Source organism: Mesorhizobium sp. M8A.F.Ca.ET.057.01.1.1 (genome assembly GCF_003952565.1).
In the GTDB taxonomy this organism is placed as follows: domain Bacteria; phylum Pseudomonadota; class Alphaproteobacteria; order Rhizobiales; family Rhizobiaceae; genus Mesorhizobium.
Genome location: NZ_CP034454.1, coordinates 685,298 through 706,398 on the forward strand (window position 1 = coordinate 685,298; position 21,101 = coordinate 706,398).

Annotated in this window: 19 protein-coding genes and 1 pseudogene; 11 read left to right on the forward strand and 9 right to left on the reverse strand. The window is 63.9% G+C overall.

Annotated elements, in window-relative coordinates:
- Positions 1-723: 723 nt before the first annotated feature.
- From phbB to EJ077_RS31850, 3 genes are all read right to left on the reverse strand, one after another.
- Positions 724-1,449, reverse strand: a complete 726-nt coding sequence (phbB, locus tag EJ077_RS03050) for an acetoacetyl-CoA reductase (RefSeq protein WP_127277284.1) — start codon at positions 1,447-1,449, stop codon at positions 724-726.
- Positions 1,450-1,573: 124 nt separating this feature from the next.
- Positions 1,574-2,758 carry an acetyl-CoA C-acetyltransferase gene (locus EJ077_RS03055; RefSeq protein WP_208699522.1) on the reverse strand — a complete coding sequence of 395 codons (1,185 nt, stop codon included), beginning with the start codon at positions 2,756-2,758 and terminating at the stop codon, positions 1,574-1,576.
- A 23-nt stretch (positions 2,759-2,781) separates the two neighbouring features.
- Complete coding sequence (locus EJ077_RS31850; protein WP_245458623.1) at positions 2,782-2,940, reverse strand: hypothetical protein; 159 nt, start codon at positions 2,938-2,940, stop codon at positions 2,782-2,784.
- Between the two features lie 120 nt (positions 2,941-3,060).
- On the opposite strand from EJ077_RS31850, the pseudogene phaR reads away from it, so the two are divergent.
- Positions 3,061-3,668: pseudogene (gene phaR, locus EJ077_RS03060) on the forward strand (polyhydroxyalkanoate synthesis repressor PhaR).
- 96 nt (positions 3,669-3,764) lie between these two features.
- Here the strand turns inward: phaR and EJ077_RS03065 are convergent.
- On the reverse strand, positions 3,765-4,184 hold the full coding sequence (locus tag EJ077_RS03065; RefSeq protein WP_208699526.1) for a rhodanese-like domain-containing protein: 420 nt from the start codon (positions 4,182-4,184) through the stop codon (positions 3,765-3,767).
- Positions 4,185-4,280: 96 nt separating this feature from the next.
- Here EJ077_RS03065 and ftrA point away from each other — a divergent pair, with 96 nt between their 5' ends.
- Positions 4,281-5,291 carry a transcriptional regulator FtrA gene (gene ftrA / locus EJ077_RS03070; protein ID WP_245458764.1) on the forward strand — a complete coding sequence of 337 codons (1,011 nt, stop codon included), beginning with the start codon at positions 4,281-4,283 and terminating at the stop codon, positions 5,289-5,291.
- Between the two features lie 16 nt (positions 5,292-5,307).
- Here ftrA and EJ077_RS03075 read toward each other — a convergent pair whose 3' ends face one another.
- The gene (locus EJ077_RS03075) at positions 5,308-6,450 is read right to left on the reverse strand and encodes a citrate synthase (protein WP_208699528.1); all 1,143 of its coding nucleotides are present in this window, start codon (positions 6,448-6,450) and stop codon (positions 5,308-5,310) included.
- Between the two features lie 92 nt (positions 6,451-6,542).
- Between EJ077_RS03075 and EJ077_RS03080 the strand changes: the two genes are divergently transcribed.
- The 6 genes from EJ077_RS03080 to EJ077_RS03105 all read left to right on the forward strand — a co-directional run bounded on the left by EJ077_RS03080 (position 6,543) and on the right by EJ077_RS03105 (position 14,496).
- Positions 6,543-7,631 (forward strand): citrate synthase/methylcitrate synthase, encoded by a 1,089-nt coding sequence (locus tag EJ077_RS03080; protein ID WP_208699530.1) that lies wholly within the window; start codon positions 6,543-6,545, stop codon positions 7,629-7,631.
- Positions 7,632-7,853: 222 nt separating this feature from the next.
- Positions 7,854-8,984 carry a patatin-like phospholipase family protein gene (locus EJ077_RS03085; protein ID WP_135917151.1) on the forward strand — a complete coding sequence of 377 codons (1,131 nt, stop codon included), beginning with the start codon at positions 7,854-7,856 and terminating at the stop codon, positions 8,982-8,984.
- Between the two features lie 292 nt (positions 8,985-9,276).
- Entirely contained in the window at positions 9,277-9,684 is a 408-nt protein-coding gene (locus tag EJ077_RS03090; protein ID WP_208699532.1) for a hypothetical protein, read from the forward strand.
- Between the two features lie 118 nt (positions 9,685-9,802).
- Positions 9,803-10,978 carry an efflux RND transporter periplasmic adaptor subunit gene (locus tag EJ077_RS03095; RefSeq protein ID WP_208699534.1) on the forward strand — a complete coding sequence of 392 codons (1,176 nt, stop codon included), beginning with the start codon at positions 9,803-9,805 and terminating at the stop codon, positions 10,976-10,978.
- Positions 10,979-11,049: 71 nt separating this feature from the next.
- Positions 11,050-14,220, forward strand: a complete 3,171-nt coding sequence (locus tag EJ077_RS03100) for an efflux RND transporter permease subunit (RefSeq protein WP_208699535.1) — start codon at positions 11,050-11,052, stop codon at positions 14,218-14,220.
- A gap of 117 nt (positions 14,221-14,337) precedes the next feature.
- Entirely contained in the window at positions 14,338-14,496 is a 159-nt protein-coding gene (locus tag EJ077_RS03105; RefSeq protein ID WP_208699537.1) for a DUF3309 family protein, read from the forward strand.
- A gap of 43 nt (positions 14,497-14,539) precedes the next feature.
- Here the strand turns inward: EJ077_RS03105 and EJ077_RS03110 are convergent, their stop codons facing one another.
- On the reverse strand, positions 14,540-15,499 hold the full coding sequence (locus EJ077_RS03110) for an SDR family oxidoreductase (RefSeq protein ID WP_208699539.1): 960 nt from the start codon (positions 15,497-15,499) through the stop codon (positions 14,540-14,542).
- Between the two features lie 94 nt (positions 15,500-15,593).
- Between EJ077_RS03110 and EJ077_RS03115 the strand changes: the two genes are divergently transcribed.
- On the forward strand, positions 15,594-16,508 hold the full coding sequence (locus tag EJ077_RS03115; protein ID WP_208699541.1) for a LysR family transcriptional regulator: 915 nt from the start codon (positions 15,594-15,596) through the stop codon (positions 16,506-16,508).
- Here EJ077_RS03115 and EJ077_RS03120 read toward each other — a convergent pair.
- The 3 genes from EJ077_RS03120 to EJ077_RS03130 form a co-directional block, all read right to left on the reverse strand.
- The gene (locus EJ077_RS03120) at positions 16,466-17,647 is read right to left on the reverse strand and encodes an MFS transporter (protein WP_208699543.1); all 1,182 of its coding nucleotides are present in this window, start codon (positions 17,645-17,647) and stop codon (positions 16,466-16,468) included. The two genes, EJ077_RS03115 and EJ077_RS03120, sit on opposite strands and share 43 nt — an antisense overlap.
- Before the next feature lie 98 nt (positions 17,648-17,745).
- Positions 17,746-18,054 (reverse strand): DUF1244 domain-containing protein, encoded by a 309-nt coding sequence (locus tag EJ077_RS03125; protein ID WP_135882165.1) that lies wholly within the window; start codon positions 18,052-18,054, stop codon positions 17,746-17,748.
- A 70-nt stretch (positions 18,055-18,124) separates the two neighbouring features.
- Entirely contained in the window at positions 18,125-18,922 is a 798-nt protein-coding gene (locus EJ077_RS03130) for an N-formylglutamate amidohydrolase (protein WP_208699545.1), read from the reverse strand.
- A gap of 287 nt (positions 18,923-19,209) precedes the next feature.
- Here EJ077_RS03130 and EJ077_RS03135 point away from each other — a divergent pair, with 287 nt between their 5' ends.
- Positions 19,210-19,656 (forward strand): DUF1036 domain-containing protein, encoded by a 447-nt coding sequence (locus tag EJ077_RS03135; protein ID WP_245458765.1) that lies wholly within the window; start codon positions 19,210-19,212, stop codon positions 19,654-19,656.
- Positions 19,653-21,086, forward strand: a complete 1,434-nt coding sequence (gene pyk / locus EJ077_RS03140; protein ID WP_208699548.1) for a pyruvate kinase — start codon at positions 19,653-19,655, stop codon at positions 21,084-21,086. Before EJ077_RS03135 ends, pyk begins: the two co-directional genes overlap by 4 nt.
- Positions 21,087-21,101 lie beyond the last annotated feature (15 nt).

Below are 21,101 nucleotides of genomic sequence, written 5' to 3' on the forward strand. Positions count from 1 at the left end.
CGGAAATAAAGCTTTCTGGCCTCTCGTTGCCGGGAGCGTGCCTGGACGGCGCGTATGACAGCCGACACATAGGGATTTCGGGCGCGAAGCGAAAGCGGAATGTTCCGTCCGGGTTCCGAAGACGCCCGCGTCAGCCTGCAAATCAGCTCCTGCTTAACAGTTGGAACGAGTCTGGAACGAATCAGCGACGAATCGGTGACTCCGTCAGATTCAGCTTTTGTTCACGGCTAGATATGGATTTTGCGACCATGAGTCTCACCACATGCTGAATCAGAAAACTGGCCCGTTTTATGCTAGGCGAACTTGTCTGTTAACTTTCGCCGGGTGGCCGAGGCCGGGGGCTCGATGCGCACTGCTCAAGATTATGAAATTGTTAATCTTTCTGAATTGTGGGTTAACAAACTGTGGGTGATTTCGGCCTATTAATGTTAACTTCCGCTCAAAGCCGGAACGAATCGGCGACAAAACAGCGCCAGCGCTATTTTCCCTTTTTGTTCCCCCAATATGTTGTGTTGTGAACAGCTTATCCACCGAGAATCCACAGGCTTGCCCACAGGTTTCGCGCATGCGCCGCTGCCGCCATTAACCTTTGCGTGCCGGATTGGGGCAGCCGCTCGTAGCGAGGCGTCTTAGGCCAGAGCATCACTTGAAAACGGACCGGTTTCCCGGTCCGTTTTCGCCCGTCAAGGCTGCTGGCCGGGTGGGCCAGCCGAAAATCAACGCCTAGACGAAGTACTGGCCGCCATTGGCGGTGAGGGTCGAGCCGGTGATGAAACCGGCGTCTTCGGAAGCGAGGAAGACGACGCAGCGCGCGATCTCTTCCGGTTCGCCGAGGCGGCCGACCGGGATTTGCGGGATGATGCGCTCGTTGAGCACTTTCTCGTCGATCGCCTTGACCATCTCGGTGGCGATGTAGCCCGGGCAGATGACGTTGACGGTGATGCCCGCGCGGGCGCCTTCCTGGGCGAGCGCTTTCGAGAAGCCGATGTCGCCGGCCTTGGCGGCGGAGTAATTGACCTGGCCGGCCTGGCCCTTCTGGCCGTTGATCGAGGAGATGGTGATGACGCGGCCGAACTTGCGGTCGCGCATGCCACTCCACAGCGGATGGGTCATGTTGAAGACACCGGACAGATTGGTGTCGATGACCTCCTTCCACTGCTCGCGCGTTATCTTGTGGAACATGGCGTCGCGGGTGATGCCGGCATTGTTGACCAGTACCGAGACAGGGCCGAGGTCGGCCTCGATCTGCTTGATGCCGGCAGCGCAAGCGTCATAATCGGCGACGGACCATTTGTAGACCGGAATGCCGGTCTCGGCCTTGAATTTCGCCGCCGCATCGTCATTGCCGGCATAGTTGGCGGCAACCGAATAGCCGGCAGTCTTCAAAGCGATCGAGATGGCAGCGCCGATACCGCGCGATCCACCCGTGACGATTGCAACCTTGGTCATGTGTTCTCCTCCCGTTGGTCGGAGAAGCGAATAGGGAGTAGCCAATAGCGAATAGGGGTTTGATGTCCCGCCGCGCTGAGGCCGTTCTTCCCTATTCGCTGCCCCCTGTTCGCTATTGGCTTGTTCAGATTGCTTCCACGCACATGGCAACGCCCATGCCGCCGCCGATGCACAGGGTTGCAAGACCCTTCTTAGCGCCGCGGCGACGCATCTCGAAGACCAGCGTGTTGAAGACGCGGGCGCCCGAGGCGCCGATCGGATGGCCGATGGCGATGGCGCCGCCATTGACGTTGACGATCGAGGGGTCCCAGCCCATGCCCTTGTTGACGGCGCAGGCCTGCGCGGCGAAAGCCTCGTTGGCCTCGACTAGGTCCAGGTCGCCGACCGACCAGCCTGCCTTTTCCAGGGCGCGCTTCGAAGCGGGAATAGGTCCGGTGCCCATGATCGCCGGATCGACGCCGGCGGTTGCCCAGGACGCGATGCGCGCGAGCGGGGTGATGCCGCGCCGCGCGGCTTCCGCTTCGCTCATCAGCAGCGCGCCGGCGGCACCATCATTGATGCCGGAGGCGTTGGCGGCCGTCACCGTGCCGTCCTTGTCGAAGGCCGGCTTCAGCTTGGTCATGGCATCGATCGTGGCGCCATGGCGGATATACTCGTCCTGATCGACAACCGTGTCGCCCTTCTTGCCCTTGATGGTGAAGGCGACGATCTCGTCCTTGAACTTGCCGGCCTTCTGCGCGGCCTCGGCCTTGTTCTGCGAGCCCAGCGCGAACTGGTCCTGGTCGTCGCGGGTGATCTGGAACTGGCGGGCGACGTTCTCGGCGGTGTTGCCCATGTGGTAGCCGTTGAAGGCGTCCCACAGCCCGTCCTTGATCATGGTGTCGATCATCTTGTAGTCGCCCATCTTGACGCCGGCGCGCAGATGCTCGGCGTGCGGCGACAGCGACATCGATTCCTGGCCGCCGGCGATGATCACCTTGGCGTCGCCGGTGGCGATCTGCTGCATGCCGAGCGCGATGGCGCGCAGGCCCGAGCCGCAAACCTGGTTGAGGCCCCAGGCGGTGGTCTCCTTGGGCAGGCCGGCAAGGATCGAGGCCTGGCGTGCGGGGTTCTGGCCCTGGGCGGCGGTCAGCACCTGGCCGAGGATAACCTCGTCCACCTCGGCCGCCTCGACGCCTGTACGTGACAAAAGCTCCTTGATGACGACAGCACCGAGTTCGTGCGCCGGCGTGGCCGCGAAAGCACCGTTGAAGGAGCCGACGGCCGTGCGTGCGGCACTGGCGACAACGATGGAATTGGCAGAGGACATATTCTTCTCCAGACTTCGAGCTGTCATGTTTTCAGGCATTGTTGGCAACTTTTCTTGCCCTTTCCATGACTCAAGTCAAACCGGAAATCGGCATGGCGCCCATGCGCCGCAAGCAGGCCGCGCATCGGCGTGCCGGCAGACCGGGCGCTGCTGCGCAGCATATTTCGCCTGCTGTGCAGCATTATATGATCCCGCACTGCACAAACTGCTTGGAATTGTAGGGCTTTTGCGCATATCCTCAAAAAGGGCGCAATCGTTACCGGCTGCTTACTCAGGCGTGCCGGTGTCCGGGGAGGATGCAGATGGCCGCAAAAGACGACCCGATCATTATCAAAAATACGCCAACCGCCGCCTCTATAATACGGGGACGAGCACCTATGTGACGCTCGAGGATCTGGCCGAGATGGTCAAGAAGGGCGAGGAATTCACCGTCCAGGACGCCAAGACCGGGGACGACATCACCCATCCGGTGCTGACGCAGATCATCTTCGAACTGGAGAACAAGGACGGGCAGAACATGCTGCCGATCCCGTTCCTGCGCCAGCTGATCGCCTTCTATGGTGACCAGATGCAGATGATCGTGCCGAGTTTCCTCGAACAGTCGATGATCGCCTTCTCCAAGGAACAGGAGCGGTTCCGCGAGCAGATGAAGGGCGCCATCGGCAAGTCGCCCTTGGACGTGATGAAGATGGCGACGCCGATGAAGGCGCTGGAAGAACAGACACGGCGCAACATGGAAATGTTCCAGAATGCGATGCGGCTGTTCACGCCATTTCCGCCGGCGGGCTCCGCATCTGCCGCGGCCCCTGCCGAACCGGCCAGGAAGGAAGCGCCGGAGAAACCCGACGATCTGCAGCAGCTGAAGGACCAGATAGCGGCCATGCAGCGCAAGCTCGACACGATGTCGTAAGGGGCGGGGTCCAGGCCAAAATCCGCCCGCGCCTTATCGGTCGATGGTCGACTGCCACAGGTCGCGGATTTCGTCGGGTCGCCCGTCCAGTGGGCATCATGGACGCAGGACGCCAGGCTCCTTGCCCGAAGCGAAGGGGAGATCCTCATCCTGCCAGCCTGAAATGCCACCGATCATGATCTTGACCGGAAGACCGAGGCTGGCCAGTTTGAAGGCCGCCCGATCCGCGCCATTGCAGTGCGGGCCGGCGCAATAGACAACGAACAGCGTGCCTGACGGCCATTCTCCCATCCGCCCGGCCGAGATGTCGCGGTGCGGCAGATGCAGCGCGCCCGGCATGTGGCGGCGTTCATAGGCTTGCGGCGATCCAACGACGTGCAGAAGCACAAAGTCCGGCTCTCCGCCGCGCAGTGTCGCGGCGACATCGGAACAGTCGGTTTCCACGGAAAGCCGGCGCAGGAAATGGTCCCGGGCAATCTCCGGCAATGCCGGCGGTATGTCTGTCACATAGCTCATCAAATTTCTCCATCGCTGATGGAGCTGTTCTCCACCGCTGATGGATCTGAGGTAGCGCACCGAGCCGGGCGATTGCAGCTGGCGGCTTTGCCATATATCGTCAAGATCGTGCCAAATCTCCCTCCTGCTAATCCGCCCCCTGCCAATCCGCTTGTCGTCGCAATTGCCTATGACGGGCTGTGCACGTTCGAATTTGGCGTGGCGGCCGAGGTGTTCGCCTTGCCCAGGCCTGAAATGGGCCCGGATTGGTACCGTTTTGCCGTTGCCGGCATAGACGCCGGTGAAATGCGCGCGATGGGCGGCGTGCGCATCCTCGCCGACGGCGGACCCGACTTGATCAGCGAGGCCGGCACCGTCATCGTGCCGGGATGGCGCGGTGTGGATTGTCCCGTGCCGGCTTTACTGATCGACGCACTTCGCAAGGCCAGCGCGCGTGGCGCAAGGGTTCTTTCCATTTGCTCGGGCGTCTTCGTGCTTGCCGCGGCCGGCCTGCTCAAGGGCAAGAAGGCAACCACGCATTGGCGCTACGGCGAAAGGCTGGGGGAGTTGTACCCCGACATCACCGTGGTACCGGATGTCTTGTACATCGACGAGGGCAACGTCCTGACATCGGCCGGCAGCGCGGCCGGCATCGACCTGTGCCTGCATCTGGTCCGGCGCGATTTCGGCACCAAGGCGGCCAACATGGTGGCGCGCCGCCTGGTCGTGCCGCCGCACCGCGACGGCGGCCAGGCGCAATATGTCGAGAGTTCGGTGCCCGAACTTCACGAGCGCAGCCGGCTTGGACCGTTGATCGACAGGATGCGCGCCGACATCTCCGCCGACTATCCCGTTGCTACCCTGGCCAGTCTGGCCGGAATGAGCGAGCGGACATTTCTACGCCGATTCGCTGCCGCAACCGGCGTCACGCCGGCAAGCTGGCTCCTGTCCGAACGGCTTTCGCGAGCGCGTACGCTGCTCGAAGATACAAGCTTGCCGATCGACCGCGTTGCCGAGACCGCCGGATTAGGCGCGGCGGCGACGTTGCGGCATCATTTCCGTCGGCGGTTCGCCACGACGCCCGCCGCATACCGGGCGCGGTTCGGAGCCAATGCCAACTCCGGCTGACGGACTTCACACGCTGTCAGGCCAGCAATCCCTCATAGCGGCCGCGCGGCCTGATGCTGCTGCCGCTCACGATCTGTTCGACCATATGCGCGGCCCAGCCGACGCTGCGTCCAAGCGCGAAGAGCTGGAACGGTGCATCGCGCGGCAGGCCGAGGCCGCGCGTCAGCACCGCAAGTGCAAAATCTATGTTGGGTTGGGCACCGGTTGCGGCGATGGCGGCGGTCTCCAGCGACCGCAATGTCTCGTCGGTGTTGTCGATGGCCGCCAGAAGCGCCGTGGCGCGGGGATCGCCCTCGGGATAGAGTTGGTGGCCGAAACCCGGCAGCGGCCGATCGTGGCCGAGCCAGCGCCGGATCGCGGCATCGGATCCATGCCGCATCGCGTCTTCGGCGAGTTGCATCACCGCTTCGCCGGCGCCGCCGTGGCGCGGACCGGACAGCGTCGCCAGGCCCGCCAGCAGGCACGCGGCGGGCGAGGCGCCGGTCGAGGCCGCGACGCGGGCCGCGAAGGTCGATGCGTTAAGTTCGTGATCGGCAAGCAGGACAAGGGCACGGCGGATTGCTTCCGCGCCATCGTCGTCCACGGACCAGCCCCGTGCCAATCGCCAATGCACTGGTTCCGGTCCCGCCACGGCACCGAGGGCGCCGGCCAGCACGCCGATCGCGTGCGCCGCGTCGGTGCATAGCGAGGCGGCACTTCGTCCCAGCGAAGGCCGCGCCTGACCGGCAAGCAAGGCGAGTTGCGCAAAGGCCGGGGCGCGGCCGATCTGGCGCGCCGCATCCGGCGACGGCGTTTCGAAACGGACGGGGCGAGGCAGAGCCCAGAGCAGCCCAGCGGTTTCTTCCAGCGTGGCATGGTCGGACAGCGCTGCGGCGTCCCGACCTCGATAGATGAGGTGGCCGTGCCAGACGGTCGAAACCGAAGTGACAATGGACGGCTCGCCCCAGGCGATCGCGCTTTCGGCGATGGCCGAGGGGCTGCGCCCGCGCGCCCTTCGCGTTGCCAGCGCCGCGATGTCGTCGGCGCGGTACTGGCTGCGGCGCGGATCGTCCCGGTCCGGCCGCATCCCGATGCGGCCGCGGCTGACATAAGCATAGAGCGTCTGCGGCCTCACGCGCAGCCTTTCCAGCGCCTCTTCTCGCGACAGCCATTCGGACATATCGGCCCTGATATTGATTCAGTTGATCAAGATTGATGATTGTGTTGTCCACCCTTATCTCCCATCGGGAAAAGCTTCAAGGAGACAAGGCTATGGCGAATGGGCTCGATGATGTGGTGGCGGCCGAAACCGTGCTGTCCGATGTGGATGGTCTGGGCGGCCGCCTGACGATCCGCGGCCATTCGCTTGGGCAATTGGCTGGACGATGGAGCTACGCCCAGGTCGTCCACCTGTTGCTGGACGGCTTCTTCGATGATCTGCCTGGCGACGCCGATCTGGCGGCAAGGCTGGGCGCGGCACGTGTCGAGGTCTACGACCGGCTCGCGCCTACGCTGCCCCTGCTGGCACCGCTCGACATCTACAGCGCCATGCGTGCGGGCATGGCACTGCTGCCGGATGGCGAGACGCTGACGGACGCCTTGCGGCTGATCGCGGCGCCCGCGGTGCTGACGCCGGCCCTGCTGCGTCTGCAGCGCGGCGAGCAGCCGATCGCACCCGACGGCAAGGCGGACCATGCCGCCGACATGTTGAGGATGCTCAGGGGATCCGTCCCATCGCCGGCCTTGGCCAAAGCACTCGACACCTATCTGGTGACCGTGTGTGATCACGGCCTCAACGCCTCGACCTTCGCCACCCGAGTCGTCGCCTCGACCTTGGCCGGCCTGACATCGTCGGTGCTGGCGGGCCTCGGCGCGCTCAAGGGGCCGCTGCATGGCGGCGCGCCCGGTCCGGTCATCGAGATGCTCGACGCCATCGCCGCGCATGGCGACGCGGCCGGGTGGCTGCGCAACGAGATCGCGCAGGGCAGGCGCATCATGGGCTTCGGCCATCGCATCTACCGTGTGCGTGATCCGCGCGCCGATGTGCTGAAAGCGGTGGTGCGCAAGCTGGGCGGCGAGGGCGACACCGGCCGCCGGCTGGCTTTCGCCGAGACGGCCGAGCAGACGGCGCTCGAGGTGCTTCGGATCGCAAAGCCGCAGCGCTCGCTGCAGACCAATGTCGAGTTCTACACCGCGCTCGTGCTGGAAGCGGCTGGTTTTCCGCCGCAAGCTTTCAGCAATGTCTTTGCCGCGGGGCGCGTCGCTGGTTGGGTCGCGCATGCCCGCGAACAGCAGACCACCGGACGGCTGATCCGTCCGCAGTCACGTTATGTCGGGCCGGTGCCGGATCTCGTCGCCTAGCTTCAGTCTGCCAGGGTTCATGCCTGTTCGAAAGCTACGGCCTCTCCGCTTTGCAGCGGAGGGGCTTTTTCGACATGACCGAAATTTCATGTGATCACGCGACCGTGTTCGTGTTCTTGCCTTGGTCCATCCTTATATGCTGCACTGCAACATAAGTCGGCGACAGCTGCTTCCTTCCAATGACGTTGGGGCAGGCCGGCGCATCAGGATGACAGGAACGCCATGACGAAGAACGGCAAGGCGGAGGAAAAGAAGAAGATCAACATCGCGCTTCAGGGCGGCGGCTCGCACGGCGCCTTCTCCTGGGGTGTGCTCGACCGGCTGCTGGAGGACGGCAGGCTGGAGATATCGGCCGTTTCCGGTACCAGCGCCGGCGCCATGAACGCGGTGGCGCTGGCTGACGGCTTTGTCCGCGGCGGAGTCGAGGGCGCGCGCAAGAAGCTGGACGATTTCTGGCACGCGGTGGCGGCGAAGGGCCGGTTCAGCCCGGTGCAGCGCATGCCGTGGGATGTTGCCTGGGGCAACTGGTCGATCGAGAACACGCCGGGCTATGTCTTCTTCGACACCATGTCGCGGGTGTTCTCGCCCTATGTTGCCAACCCGCTCGGCCTCAATCCGCTGCGCGACGTGGTCGCGCGGGAGATCGACTTCAAGAATGTCCGCGCCTGCAAGTCGATGGAACTGTTTATTTCCGCCACCAATGTCGAGACAGGGCAGTTGCGGGTCTTTTCCGATGGCGAGATCGACCTCGACACGGTGATGGCCTCGGCCTGCCTGCCGCAATTGTTCCGTGCCGTCGAGATCAAGGGCGTGCCCTACTGGGATGGCGGTTATGGCGGCAATCCGGCGCTCTACCCATTCTTCAAGACGGCGGCGACCGAGGATGTGCTTCTGGTGCAGATCAATCCGGTGGTGCGCGAGGGAACGCCAAGAAGTGCCAACGAGATCCAGAACCGCATCGACGAGATCACTTTCAACGCCGGGCTGCTGCGTGAATTCCGCTCGATCGCCTTCGTCAAGGAACTGATCGCCGCCGGGCGTCTGCCGCATGGCGAATACCGCGACATCCGCATGCATCGCATCGATGCCGACGAGGCGTTCAAGGATTTGTCGGCATCCTCGAAGGTCAATGCCGAATGGGCCTTCCTGACCTATCTGCGCGACCTCGGCCGTACCGCCGCCAGCGACTGGCTGGAGGAGAATTACGATGCCGTGGGCAAGCATGCAACGCTCGATCTTTCGGGCGAACTCGATGACGGTTTCAAGCCGGTGCGCGGTCCCGCACCCGGCCGTCGGGTGAAGGAATTTCTCGCCGTTCGCAAGAACCCGGAGGCGGAGCGCCGTCGGGCCTGAATCTGACGGAACTGGCTTCAGGAGGGGCAGCCTTTGCCGGCAGCCGTGGCGAGGCTTCCGGAGCAGCGCCTGGTCTGGCGTCGGCGTGACAGCAACCTTGGCGTGCGGGAGAGCCGTCATCATGCTGACGTCTGCTGCCACCGACGATCGGACGGTGCCGGCCCCGGGTCGTTCTGAGGCATCGGGCGCAACGCTGGATCCAGAATTGCGAATGGGACGAAATACACCCCGCACCTGTCTCGTGCCAACCCCGTCGTCGCGCGTATCAGGACACGATGGGCGGGAGGTAATAATGTCAGCGCATTGGTGTTTTCAACATCTGGTTCGACTTCGGCGCATCGGGATCGGCACGCCTGATCCGAAACAGCTGCCGCGCCTTTTCCCGAGCGATTCCAGGATCTTGGCTCGGCGTTGTGGCGCCGCAGCCACTCGTCTCCTGCCGATAGCGGCGACGCGGATCGTCGGTTCGTGCCTGCACTTCAATCAACGAGGCGAAGCGGATCGCGGCTCTATGCCGGAGACGGCCCATGGCGAGCGGGGCTGGTCGCCCGTGGCCTCCGTTTCAGGCCGGATCGTGAGCCGGCTGGCGGCTTCGTCAAGTAGACTGGCAAGTCACGAAGAACCGTTTCATGGCGGCCACAGCTTGTGCGGCTACGCAATGCTGCTGCAACTTTCGGACTATATTGCGGTGCAACTTTGATGTAGAAGCGCGCTCGCCGATCACGGCAATTTGAACCCGGTCAGGCGCGCACCCATATCGGCGACGCGCCCGCATCATAAGACGCGGTGCTGGCCGAACCCGCAGTGGAAAAATGACGATGCCTAAAATCGGGTTTCACAAGCTTGCAGCCATTGTTGTGCTCATCGGTTTCGCGGCGTGGATGGCGACAGGTGAGTTCTCTTCGGTTGGCAGCGTAGCGGCCAACAAGGCTAAGGCAGCCGAGGTCGAGCAGGGCAAGGCGCCGAATGCGAGCAAGCAGAAGACGGCGGAAGCCGAACCCAAGGCCCCGCTGCGCACCGTCGCCGTGGTGACTCCGCCGCGCAAGACCTATGCGCGCGCCATCCGCATTTCCGGACTGACCGAGGCCGACAAGCGCGCGGTGCTGGCAACCCGCGTTGCCGGCGTCATCGACAAGCTGCCTGTCAAGCAAGGCGATCACGTCAAGACCGGCGAGCTTGTGCTGATGCTCGCCGCCGAGGAAAAGATCTCGATGGTCGACAACGCCAAGCAGCTCGTGGCGCAGCGCAGGGCCGAGCTCGATGCCGCCGAGCGGCTGGCCAAGACAGGCAATTTGCCGAAGCTGCAGCTCGACACCGCTCGCTCCAATCTAACCCAGGCGCAATCCCAGCTGGACACCGCGCAGGCCGAGCTCGACCGCAACGAAGTGAAGGCGCCGTTTGACGGCGTCATCGACCGGGTGCCGGTGGAACTGGGCAGCTCCGTCATGCAGGGCGGCGAGGTAGCGACCATCCTCAAGCTCGATCCGGTGATCGCGCGCGGCGAGATCAGCGAGCGCGACCTCGGCTATCTCAAGATCGGTGACAAGGCCAGCGTTCGGCTGGTCAGCGGCCAGACCGTCGAAGGCACCGTGCGCTATATCAGCCGCGACGCCTCGTCGGCGACCCGCACCTTCCGCGTCGAGATCGCCATCCCCAATGCCGATGGCTCGGTGCCGGCCGGCATGACGGCGGAAATCCAGCTCAGTGCGTTGCCGACCGACGCCGTGCTTTTGCCCCGCTCGGTGGTGACGCTGGGCGACAAGGGCGATCTCGGCATCCGCGCCGTGGGTAAGGACAACAAGGTGGCGTTCTTCCCGATCGACCTGGTCGACGACACGCCGACCGGTCTCGTGCTCGGCGGCATCCCGGCGGATGCGCGCATTATCGTCGCCGGCCAGGAACTGGTGAAGGAAGGCGACGAGGTCAAGCCGGTCGAGGCCGACCAGGCGACCATCAACAAGCTGATCGGCGAAGCCACCGCCGGGACGCAGTAGCGCAGGGCGCCGGCGCCGGCCTCGCCCGGCGACAGCGTGTCCGTTCCCGAAGCCAACAGCAGGCATAAGTCATGGATATCGTCAGACTCGCAATCAACAATGCCCGCCTGACCATCTCGGTCCTGGTCTTCCTGCTGATTGCAGGCTGGGTCGCCTATCAGTCGACGCCGAAGGAAGCGGAGCCCGACGTTCCGATTCCGATGATGTATGTCAGCCTGATCTATCAAGGCATTTCCCCTGAAGATTCCGAGCGCCTTCTGCTGCGGCCGATGGAAAGCAAGCTCAAGAGCCTGAAAGGCCTCAAGGAGATGCGCTCGGCCGCTTTCCAGGGCGGCGGCTATGTGCTGGTCGAGTTCCAGCCGCAGACGAACCTGGCGACGGCGCTGCAGGATACCCGCTCCAAGGTGCAGGACGGCAAGGCCGACCTGCCGCAGGCGGCCGAGGAGCCGGTCGTCACCGAGGTCAACATTTCCGAATTTCCGGTGCTCGTCGTCACGCTGTCGGGCGAATTGCCCGAGCGCGTGCTGGCGGCCGCCGCGCGCGAATTGCGCGACCGTATCGAGGAAGTGCCCGGCGTCCTCGAAGGCTCTCTGCAAGGCTCCCGCGACGATCTGGTCGAAGTCGTCATCGATCCGATGAAGCTGTCTTCCTACGGCTTGCAGCTCGACCAGCTGATCGGCGCCGTCCGCGCGTCCAACAGCCTGGTCGCCGCCGGCAACATCGAGGGCTCGCAGGGTAAATACGCCGTCAAGGTGCCGTCTCTGATCGAGACGCCCGAGGATGTGGCGGCACTTCCCGTGGTCGCCGGTCCCAATGCCGTGGTGCAGGCCAAGGACATCGCGACGATCCGCTCGACCTTCGCGGATGCCACGACGATCACGCGCCTCAACGGCAAGCCGGCCATCGCCATCGAGGTCAAGAAGCGCATCGGCGCCAATCTGATCGACACGCTGACCAAGGTCAGGGAGGTGTCCGACACCTTCGTCAAGTCCATGCCCGAAGGCATGCACGTCACCTACACGCAGGACAAATCGGTCTTCGTCAACCAGCTGCTCGGGGATCTGCAGAACCACGTGATGATCGCCGTCATCCTGGTGTTCATCGTCATTCTCTACGCGCTGTCCGGACGTGCCTCGCTGCTCATTGGCCTGGCCATTCCGTCATCCTTCCTGATCGGCATCCTGCTGCTTGCCATGATGGGCTACACGATCAACATGATCGTGCTGTTCAGCCTCATCCTGGCCGTCGGCATGCTGGTCGACGATGCCATCATCGTCACCGAGTTCGCCGAACGACGGATGAGCGAGGGCATGCCGAAACAGGAAGCCTTCGCGCTCGCCGCCAAGCGCATGGCCGGTCCGGTCATCGCGGCAACGATGACGCGTATTGCCGCCTTCTCGCCGCTGCTGTTCTGGCCGGGGATCATCGGCGATTTCATGAAGTACATGCCGATCACGCTGATCGTCACGCTGTCGGCCTCGATGCTCTATGCTCTGGTCTTCGCGCCGACGCTGGGTGCGATCTTCGCCAAGGCGCCGCAGCATCAGGAGGATGGCAATCGCGATGGCTGGTACATGGCTGTCGTCAAGCAGGCGGTACGCTTCCCCATCACCGTGATGGTGCTCACCGTCGTCTTGCTGGCCGGCATCTTCGTCGGTTATTCGAAATACGGTGCCGGCGTCGAGTTCTTCCCGAGCGTCGAACCCGATTACGGCCTGCTCTATGTGCATGCGCGCGGCAACCTCTCGCTGGCCGAAATGGATACCGCGACCAAGATTGCCGAAAACCGGCTGCTCGGCTGGCCGGGCGTGAAGTCGGTCTATACCCGCGTCGGCAAATCCGACGGCGGTGGCCAGGATGTGCCCGAAGACGTCGTCGGCGTCATCCAGTACGAATTCATCGATTGGCGCGAGCGCAAATCGGCCAATGATATTCTGAACGACTTGCGTGGCGTCATGGCCGGCATTCCCGGCGTCGATGTCGAGGTCCGCGTGCCGGAAGCCGGCCCGCCGACCGGCAAGCCTATCCAGATCAGGCTTTCGGCCATCGATCCCAAGGGGCTCGATGAGAAGGCGCGTGCTGTCGCCGCGCGCATCGCCAAGGTGCCCGGTGTCATCGACATTTCCGATGGCTTGCCGCCGCCTGGCGTCGACTGGGCACTCGATGTCGACCGGGCCAAGGCAGCCCAGTATGGCATCAGCCCGACCTCGGTCGGGACGGTGGTGCAGCTCGTCACCAACGGCCTGAAGCTTTCGGAATACCGGCCCGCCGGCGCCGACAAGGCGGTCGACATCCGTCTGCGCTTGCCGGAGAACCGGCGCACGCTGTCGACGCTCGACGAGCTCAGGGTGCAGACCTCGCAAGGGTCGGTGCCGATCTCGAACTTCGTCGTGCGCAAGGCAAAGCCGAGCGTCGGCATCCTCAACCGCATCGACGGCGCCCGCACCGTGGTGGTGCAGGCCAACGTTGCCGCCGGCGCCCAGGTGGCCGCCGTGCAACAGGAGGTCACCCAGGCGGTCACCGACATGAATCTCGGCAGCGGCATACGCTGGAAGCTGGCCGGCTCGAACGAGGACAGCGCGGAAGCCAGCGCCTTCCTCAGCAAGGCCTTCGGTGCCGCGATCTTCCTGATCTTCCTGGTGCTGCTGGCGCAGTTCAACAAGTTCACCAGCGTCTGGCTGGTGCTGTCCTGCGTGGTCATGGCGACGATCGGCGTGTTCCTCGGACTGCTGATAACAGGCGAGACGTTCGGCATCGTCATGTCGGGCATCGGCGTCATCGCGCTGGCAGGCGTGGTGGTGAACAACAACATCGTGCTGATCGACACCTATGACCGGCTGCGTGAAGAAGGCTGGGACAAGATGGACGCGGTGCTGCAGACCTGCCGCGAGCGTGCCCGCCCGGTGGTGCTGACGGCGGTGTCGGCCATTCTCGGCGTGCTGCCGATCGCCTTCGGGCTTGGGCTCGAAATCTTCCATCACGAGACGACGATCAACGCGCCGTCGACGCAATGGTGGATTTCGCTGTCCTCGGCGATCGTCTTCGGCCTGTCCTTCGCCACCATCCTGACACTGGTGGTGACGCCGTCGATGCTGATGGTGTTCACGCGCGCCAAGGTCAAGCCCGGCGCGCGGCGCGGTTGGTTCAGCCGCCTGTTCCGGCGTGGCAAGGGCGAGATCTCGTCGGACACGCCGGCAGCGGACGACGTGCCGGCGATCGCCTTCCCGAAAGCTGCTGAGTAAGCAGACTTCCCAATGAACGGCAAAGGCCGCCTGGAACAACCGGGCGGCCTTCTGCATTCTCCCCCAGGGCCAATGTCGGGCATTGTCTCGGAAGCAACCCAGAGTGGGGAATTTGCCATGCCGATCAGCACCATCGTCGTCATCGTTCTGGTCCTTGTCCTCATCGGAGCGGTGCCGGCATGGCCGCACTCGCGATCATGGGGCTATGGGCCCTCGGGCATTGTCGGCGTGGTGCTGGTGGTGGTCCTTGTGTTGCTGTTGGTGGGGCGGATCTGAGCGGCCCCTCGTTCGTCGATAGCCGCTGGCCGCGAGGAGCCTCTCAGGCAGCTTCCGCGGCGCTATTCGCGGTAGCGATCCCGATATCCTCAAGGGCCTCGGCGACCGCCTGATCGAGCGGCGTATGCGGAATCTCGCCGATGATGCTTTCCAGCCGCGTCGAGACCAGTTGGTGGGGTTCGAAGCGCAGATAGGACATCGAGACGATCTCGCGCCACATCGCCACGAACGGACTGCCGGCGCGCAGCACCCACCAGGGCATCGCTGTCATCTTCAACTGATGGCCGACGGCCTTCTCGGCGGCGGCCTTGATCTGGAGATCGGTGACGGCATGGCCCGGGAAGTTCAGCGCCTCATGGAAGCCGAGCTTGTCGAGATTGCGGGCCAGCGCGACGAACCCGACCGCGAAGTCCGGCAGGTAGGCCCATTCATGCACAAGGTCGGCCGGACCGGGCGCGGTGTAGATGCCCTTGTTGATCTTGGCGGCAACGACCAGGTCGAACCAGGAGCCGCTGCCGGTGCCGCCGAAAAAATCGCCGGCGCGCAGAAGGATGGTGCGCACCCGACCGGCCTCGGCCTCACGGCGGAACAAATCCTCCATGGCGCAGCGAATGCGGCCTTTCTCGGTGGTCGGGTGGAAGGGGGTGTCTTCCGTGATCACCATCGGCATGGGCGAGCCGTAATTGTAGACCGTGCCGGGGAAGAGATGCACCGTGCCATTCGCATGGCAGGCGGCCATGACATTTCCGGCCATCGGCAGGCACTTGCCCCAGTCGGTGTAGATCGGGTTCAGGCCGTTGAAGACGATGTCGACGCCTTGCGTGGCGCGAATGAGCGACTGGCGGTCCAGCGCATCGCCGGCAACCGCGGTGGCGCCGGCGAACTCTGCCGGCACCTTGCCGGTACGGGTGACGGTGCGGACGTCGAAGCCGGCGTCGATGAACGCTTTGGCAACGACGCGGCCGAGCCGGCCATTGGCACCGAGGATTGCGATCTTGGTCATTTCAGGTCTCCGTGTTGGTGTTGCAGCTGGAATATGGTTCCACCAATCGCGAATGGAAATTGACTATGAGCGGCGCTATGATATTCAAAATTGAATGGATGATATTGATTGGAATCTGATCAAGAGCTTTGTCACCGTGGCGGAAACCGGCAGCCTGTCGGCTGCGGCGCGCAAGCTCTCGGCCAGCCAGCCGACGCTCGGCCGTCATATCGGCGAACTTGAGCAGGCGCTGGGCGTCACCTTGTTCCGGCGCGGGCGGCGCGGCTATGAACTGACGGAAGCCGGCAGCACGCTGTTCGAGCGCGGCAAGGCCGTAAGCGAACAGGCGAGCGCCTTCTCATTGCTGGCGCTGGGCTCGGTCGAGGCGATCGAAGGCACGGTGCGCATCGCGGCCAGCGAGGTGGTGGCTGCCTATGTGCTGCCCGACATGATGGCGCGGCTCGGCATCGAAGAGCCCGGCATCGAGGTCGAGATCGTTGCCTCGAACCAGGTCGAGAACCTGCTGCGTCGGGATGCCGACATCGCCATTCGCATGGTCAAGCCGGCGCAGAACGAACTGGTGGCACGCAAGGTCTGCGATATCGCGCTCTGTGCCTGCGCGGCCATCTCCTATCTCGAGAGACACGGGCGCCCGCTGGAGCCGGCCGATCTCGTCAATCATGCCCTAATCGGCTTCGATCGCAGCGACGAGATTATCCGGGGCTTTGTCCATTACGGCATCCCAGTTACCCGCAACAGTTTCCGCTTCAGGGCCGACAACCAGATCGTGCTCTGGGAAGCGGTGCGGGCCGGAAACGGCATTGGTCTTGGCCAGGAGCCGTTGGCAGACCGCGATCCGCTGGTGGAAAAGGTGTTGCCCGGCCTGCCATTGCCTGTCCTGCCGGTATGGCTGGCCATGCATCGCGACGTGCGCGGCAGCGTGCGTATCCGCCGCGTGGCCGACTTTCTCCATGAGGAGTTGAAGCGCTATTCGGCAGGTGCCGCGTCGGGGGCGAACTCGGCGCGGTGAGCCAATCCGGCCATCAGCAAGACGATGATCAGCAGAATCGACATGGCGATGAAGATCGGGCCGAAGCTGGAATGCTCGGCGACGAAGCCGATCGCCGACGGCGCCACCAGAATGCCGGAATACCCCATGGTGGTGACGACGCTCATGCCGGTGCCCGACGACATGCCTTCCTGGTTGCCGCCGGCCGAAAAGATGATCGGGACCATGTTGGCAATGCCGAAGCCGCACAGCGCGAAGGCTGATATAGCGAGCCAGGGCGAGGGCGACAGGCCGGCGATCAGCATGCCGGCGGCCGCGACGATGGCCGACCCGCGCAGTGTCATCACCGCGCCGAAGCGGTTGCGGACGCCATCGCCGAAAAAGCGCATGATCGCCATGACGCCGGAGAAGGCGGCGTAGGCAAGGCCGGCGACGGCGAGGTCGGCGCCGAGTTCCTGCCGCAGATACAGGGCCGCCCAGTCGAGCACCGCGCCCTCGGAAATCATCGTCAGCAGGGCCATCAGGCCGATCAGGTAGACCAATGGGTTTGCCGGCAGAGCGAATTTATGATGCTCGGCCGCCCGCGGCTTGTTTTCGGCCACGATATGAGGCACCGCCGCCGCGATTGCCGCGAAGGCAAGCGCGGTCACCACCGAAGCATGGGCGAGATGGCCATAAGTCTGGATGGCAAAGCCGCCAAGGGCGCCGCCGGCGAAACCGCCAAGGCTCCAGAAGCCGTGCGAGGAAGACATGATGGCGCGCCCCAGCCGCCGTTCCACCACCACCGCATTGGCATTCATGGCCACATCCATGCCGCCGATCGAGCCGCCGAAGATGAACATGGCGACGGCCGCCAGCGGCACGTCGGGCGCCAGCGCCACGACCAGCAGGCCGAGGCTGCCGCAGAGACCGAACCAGCGCAGAACGGTGCGTGAGCCATGTTTGGAGATCAGGTGGCCGCACCATGTCATGGCGGTGACCGCGCCGGCGCCGAACAAAAGGATCAGCAGGCCGAGCGTGAATTTCGAGATGTCCAGCCGCGTCAGGAACACCGGAATCTGCGGCGCCCAACTGCCGGTCAGGAAGCCATTGGCGAGGAAAATGACCGCCACGGCCCAGCGGCCGCGAAGGGCTGTCTGCATGGCGTTCGGCGCGTTCATAAGGCAAATCCGGTCAGAAAATGGCTTTGCGCGGCAAATTAGATCGATTCAATGTTCAGTCAAGCGCTCTTTCGAGAAAGCATTTGGGCCAAACGGCCTCAGTGATCCTTGGGACGCCGGGCTTCGAATTCGGCCTTCTTGGCGTCCGAGGCTTCTGTCTGGTTGAGGGCTTGCCATTCGGCATAGGGCATGCCGTAGACGATCTCGCGCGACTGATCCTTGCCGAGGTCGACACCCTCGGCTTCCGCTGCCTCGCGATACCAATTCGACAGGCAGTTGCGGCAGAAGCCGGCGAGGTTCATCAGGTCGATGTTCTGCACGTCGCTGCGCTCGCGCAAATGCGTCACCAGCCGGCGAAAGGCGGCGGCCTCGAAGTCGCGCTTCTGTTCGTCGCTGAGTTTGGTCATCGAAACCTCCTTGCTCCGGTTCTCGAAACCACCATCATATGACTCGCCAGAGCGAATTTCGAAACAGTCTCTACAGCGGCCCGGTGCGCGAGCCGAACATCTTTACCGCATGTATATCGGCACGGCGGTCGATCGCGTCAACGATCGGCGCGAGCCGTTCGGCCCAGGCGAGAATGCCCTTCTGGTCGGCTATCAGGTCCTGGCGGATTTCGATCAGCGCGTGGGCATAGCCATTGACGATGGCATGCTTGAACATGGTGTCGCCGCGCAGAGCGCCGTCATATGGTTCGTTGTCGCCAACGATGAGGTTTTTGTCCTCGGCCAGCATGTCGATCAGCGGCCGCGCCACCCGGTCGTCCTTGTCCCAGAGGATGCCGACATGCCAAGGGCGTTTGATGCCCTGCATGACCGGCGTGAAGGAATGCACCGAAAAGATGAAGGGCGCCTGCCCGGAGGCCTGAACGACCGAAGCGATCATGGCGCCGACGGCGTCGTGGTAGGGCCGGTAGAAGCGGTCGAGACGCCTCTCGCGTTCTTCCGGCGCCATCGGATAGTTTCCCGGCACGACAGTGCCGTCATAAAGCTGGCGAATGAGCGTCGGGTCGTCCTCACCGCGATTGGGATCGATCAAGAGCCGCGAGAAATTGGCGATAAGTGCCGGCACGCCAAGCAAGGCGGCCAGTTCGCGCGTCACCGCTTCGACGCCGATGTCATAGGCGATATGACGGTCGAATTCGGCCGACGGCAGCCCCAGGCTGCCATACTCCTCGGGCAGGTCGCGGCGGGCATGATCGGCCAGCAGCACGATGCCTCGCTTGCGGTCGCCCTCGACGATGTCGAAGGGCGCGAAAACTGTGGATCGGGTCATTGGCGGAGAATGGTCGTTCGCTGGCTTTCGGGGAGGATGCTATCGTCATTCCACGAAGACGACGCGTGCGCAATGCCGTTGTTTGGCCAAGGTTTCCCGGGAAATCTGGCAAGGGGCGACGGATCGTGCGCCGGGAGCCTTCCTAAATCGATTGGAATTGGACAAAACGGCGCGTTGACATGCGCCCGGACTTTTCCGAAAAGGGGCGCAGAGAGATGCTGATGTGGTTCTTGAGGGGTTTTGGAATGGGTTCCGCCGGCAGGCAGCGCATGCGCTCCGGCTTTGCGATGCCGCTCCTGATCCTGACCGTTGGCGTGTCGGCAATGGTCATGGCCTCGCCGGCTCACGCCGATTTCCGCGTCTGCAACGCCACGCAGAACCTGGTCGGTGTCGGCATCGGCTATCGTGCCAAGGCCGGCTGGATCACCGAGGGCTGGTGGCACATCGAAGGATCGAGCTGCAAGACGTTGATCGAAGGGCCGCTGTCATCAAGGTTTTACTATCTTTATGCAGAAGACGCCGAGCGCGGTGGACGCTGGGACGGCCCGATCAACATGTGCGTGGCTGAAAAAGAGTTCAAGATCGCCGGCGTAAGCGACTGCGTCGCCCGGGGCTTCCAGCGCGCCGGATTCCAGGAATATGACACGGGCGAGCAGGCAAGCTGGATGGTCCAGCTCACCGATGAGCCCGCAACGGGAGGCGCCCCAGCCGCCCCGGGAACGAACAGTCAATGAGACGTAGCCGCAAGGTCAAGATCCTAGCCACCATCGGTCCGGCCTCCTCGTCCGAGGGGATGCTGCAGAAGCTGTTCGAAGCCGGTGCGGATGTCTTCCGCATCAATATGAGCCATACCGATCATGAGCTGATGCGCACGCTGGTCGCACGCATCCGGTCCGTCGAGGAAAAAGTCGGCCGGCCGATCGGCATCCTGGCCGACCTGCAAGGTCCGAAGCTGCGTGTCGGCAAGTTCGCCAACGGCAAGGAAGTGCTGACGCTGGGCCAGACCTTCACGCTCGACGACAATCCAGAGCCCGGCAGCTCGACCAGGGTCTACCTGCCGCATCCCGAAATCCTGAGCTCGGTCGAGGCTGGCCATCGCCTCCTGATCGACGACGGCAAGCTCGAGCTGAAGGCGGTGAAGAGCGACGGCAAGTCGATCGTGTGCACCGTCATTGCCGGCACCACGATTTCCGACAAGAAGGGCGTCAGCCTGCCCGACACCGACCTGCCGGTCGGCGCGCTGACCGAGAAGGACCGCAAGGACCTCGACGCGGTGCTGGCGACGGGCGTCGACTGGGTCGCGCTGTCCTTCGTGCAGCGGCCGGAGGATCTGGCCGAAGCGCGCAAGATCGCGCGCGGCCGGGCGCTGATCATGGCCAAGATCGAAAAGCCGCAGGCGGTCGCCCGTCTGGCCGAGATCATCGAACTGTCGGATGCGCTGATGGTCGCCCGCGGCGATCTCGGTGTCGAGATGCCGCTGGAAGCGGTGCCCGGCATCCAGAAGCAGATTACGCGCGCCGCGCGCCGTGCCGGCAAGCCGGTGGTGGTCGCCACGCAGATGCTGGAATCGATGATCACCGCCCCGGTGCCGACCCGCGCCGAGGTCTCCGACGTTTCGATCGCCGTCTTCGAAGGCGCCGACGCCATCATGCTGTCGGCGGAATCGGCGGCGGGCGCTTATCCGGTCGAAGCGGTTGCCATGATGAACCGCATTGCCGCCAAGGTCGAAACCGACCCGACCTATGCCGGCATCATCAACGCACAGCGCTCCGAGCCGGAAGCGACCGGCGCCGATGCTATTTCGCTGGCCGCCCGCGAAATCGCCGAAACGCTGAAACTATCGGCGATCATCACCTACACGGCGTCAGGCACCACCGGCCTGCGCGCCGCGCGCGAGCGCCCGCAAGTGCCGATCATCGCGCTGTCGCCGATCCTCAATACGGCGCGGCGCCTGTCACTTTTGTGGGGCACGCATTGCGTGGTCTCGCCAGACGCCACCGATCTCGACGACATGGTCAACCGCGCCTGCCGCATTGCGCTGGAAGAGGAATTCGGCAAGCCGGGCGACCGCGTCATCATCACCGCCGGCGTGCCGCTCAGGACGCCAGGATCGACCAACATGCTGCGCATCGCCTATGTCGGATCGGAAACAGCCGGACGGTAGGCAAGCTCAGGAATG

Excerpts from the sequence above, each read along its gene's own strand:
- phbB (WP_127277284.1), bottom strand. The coding sequence starts at position 1,449 with ATGACCAAGGTTGCAATCGTCACGGGTGGATCGCGCGGTATCGGCGCT.
- EJ077_RS03055 (WP_208699522.1), bottom strand. The coding sequence starts at position 2,758 with ATGTCCTCTGCCAATTCCATCGTTGTCGCCAGTGCCGCACGCACGGCC.
- EJ077_RS31850 (WP_245458623.1), bottom strand. The coding sequence starts at position 2,940 with ATGCTGCACAGCAGGCGAAATATGCTGCGCAGCAGCGCCCGGTCTGCC.
- EJ077_RS03065 (WP_208699526.1), bottom strand. The coding sequence starts at position 4,184 with ATGAGCTATGTGACAGACATACCGCCGGCATTGCCGGAGATTGCCCGG.
- EJ077_RS03075 (WP_208699528.1), bottom strand. The coding sequence starts at position 6,450 with ATGTCCGAATGGCTGTCGCGAGAAGAGGCGCTGGAAAGGCTGCGCGTG.
- EJ077_RS03080 (WP_208699530.1), top strand. The coding sequence starts at position 6,543 with ATGGCGAATGGGCTCGATGATGTGGTGGCGGCCGAAACCGTGCTGTCC.
- EJ077_RS03085 (WP_135917151.1), top strand. The coding sequence starts at position 7,854 with ATGACGAAGAACGGCAAGGCGGAGGAAAAGAAGAAGATCAACATCGCG.
- EJ077_RS03090 (WP_208699532.1), top strand. The coding sequence starts at position 9,277 with ATGTCAGCGCATTGGTGTTTTCAACATCTGGTTCGACTTCGGCGCATC.
- EJ077_RS03095 (WP_208699534.1), top strand. The coding sequence starts at position 9,803 with ATGCCTAAAATCGGGTTTCACAAGCTTGCAGCCATTGTTGTGCTCATC.
- EJ077_RS03100 (WP_208699535.1), top strand. The coding sequence starts at position 11,050 with ATGGATATCGTCAGACTCGCAATCAACAATGCCCGCCTGACCATCTCG.
- EJ077_RS03105 (WP_208699537.1), top strand. The coding sequence starts at position 14,338 with ATGCCGATCAGCACCATCGTCGTCATCGTTCTGGTCCTTGTCCTCATC.
- EJ077_RS03110 (WP_208699539.1), bottom strand. The coding sequence starts at position 15,499 with ATGACCAAGATCGCAATCCTCGGTGCCAATGGCCGGCTCGGCCGCGTC.
- EJ077_RS03115 (WP_208699541.1), top strand. The coding sequence starts at position 15,594 with ATGGATGATATTGATTGGAATCTGATCAAGAGCTTTGTCACCGTGGCG.
- EJ077_RS03120 (WP_208699543.1), bottom strand. The coding sequence starts at position 17,647 with ATGAACGCGCCGAACGCCATGCAGACAGCCCTTCGCGGCCGCTGGGCC.
- EJ077_RS03125 (WP_135882165.1), bottom strand. The coding sequence starts at position 18,054 with ATGACCAAACTCAGCGACGAACAGAAGCGCGACTTCGAGGCCGCCGCC.
- EJ077_RS03130 (WP_208699545.1), bottom strand. The coding sequence starts at position 18,922 with ATGACCCGATCCACAGTTTTCGCGCCCTTCGACATCGTCGAGGGCGAC.
- EJ077_RS03135 (WP_245458765.1), top strand. The coding sequence starts at position 19,210 with ATGCCGCTCCTGATCCTGACCGTTGGCGTGTCGGCAATGGTCATGGCC.
- pyk (WP_208699548.1), top strand. The coding sequence starts at position 19,653 with ATGAGACGTAGCCGCAAGGTCAAGATCCTAGCCACCATCGGTCCGGCC.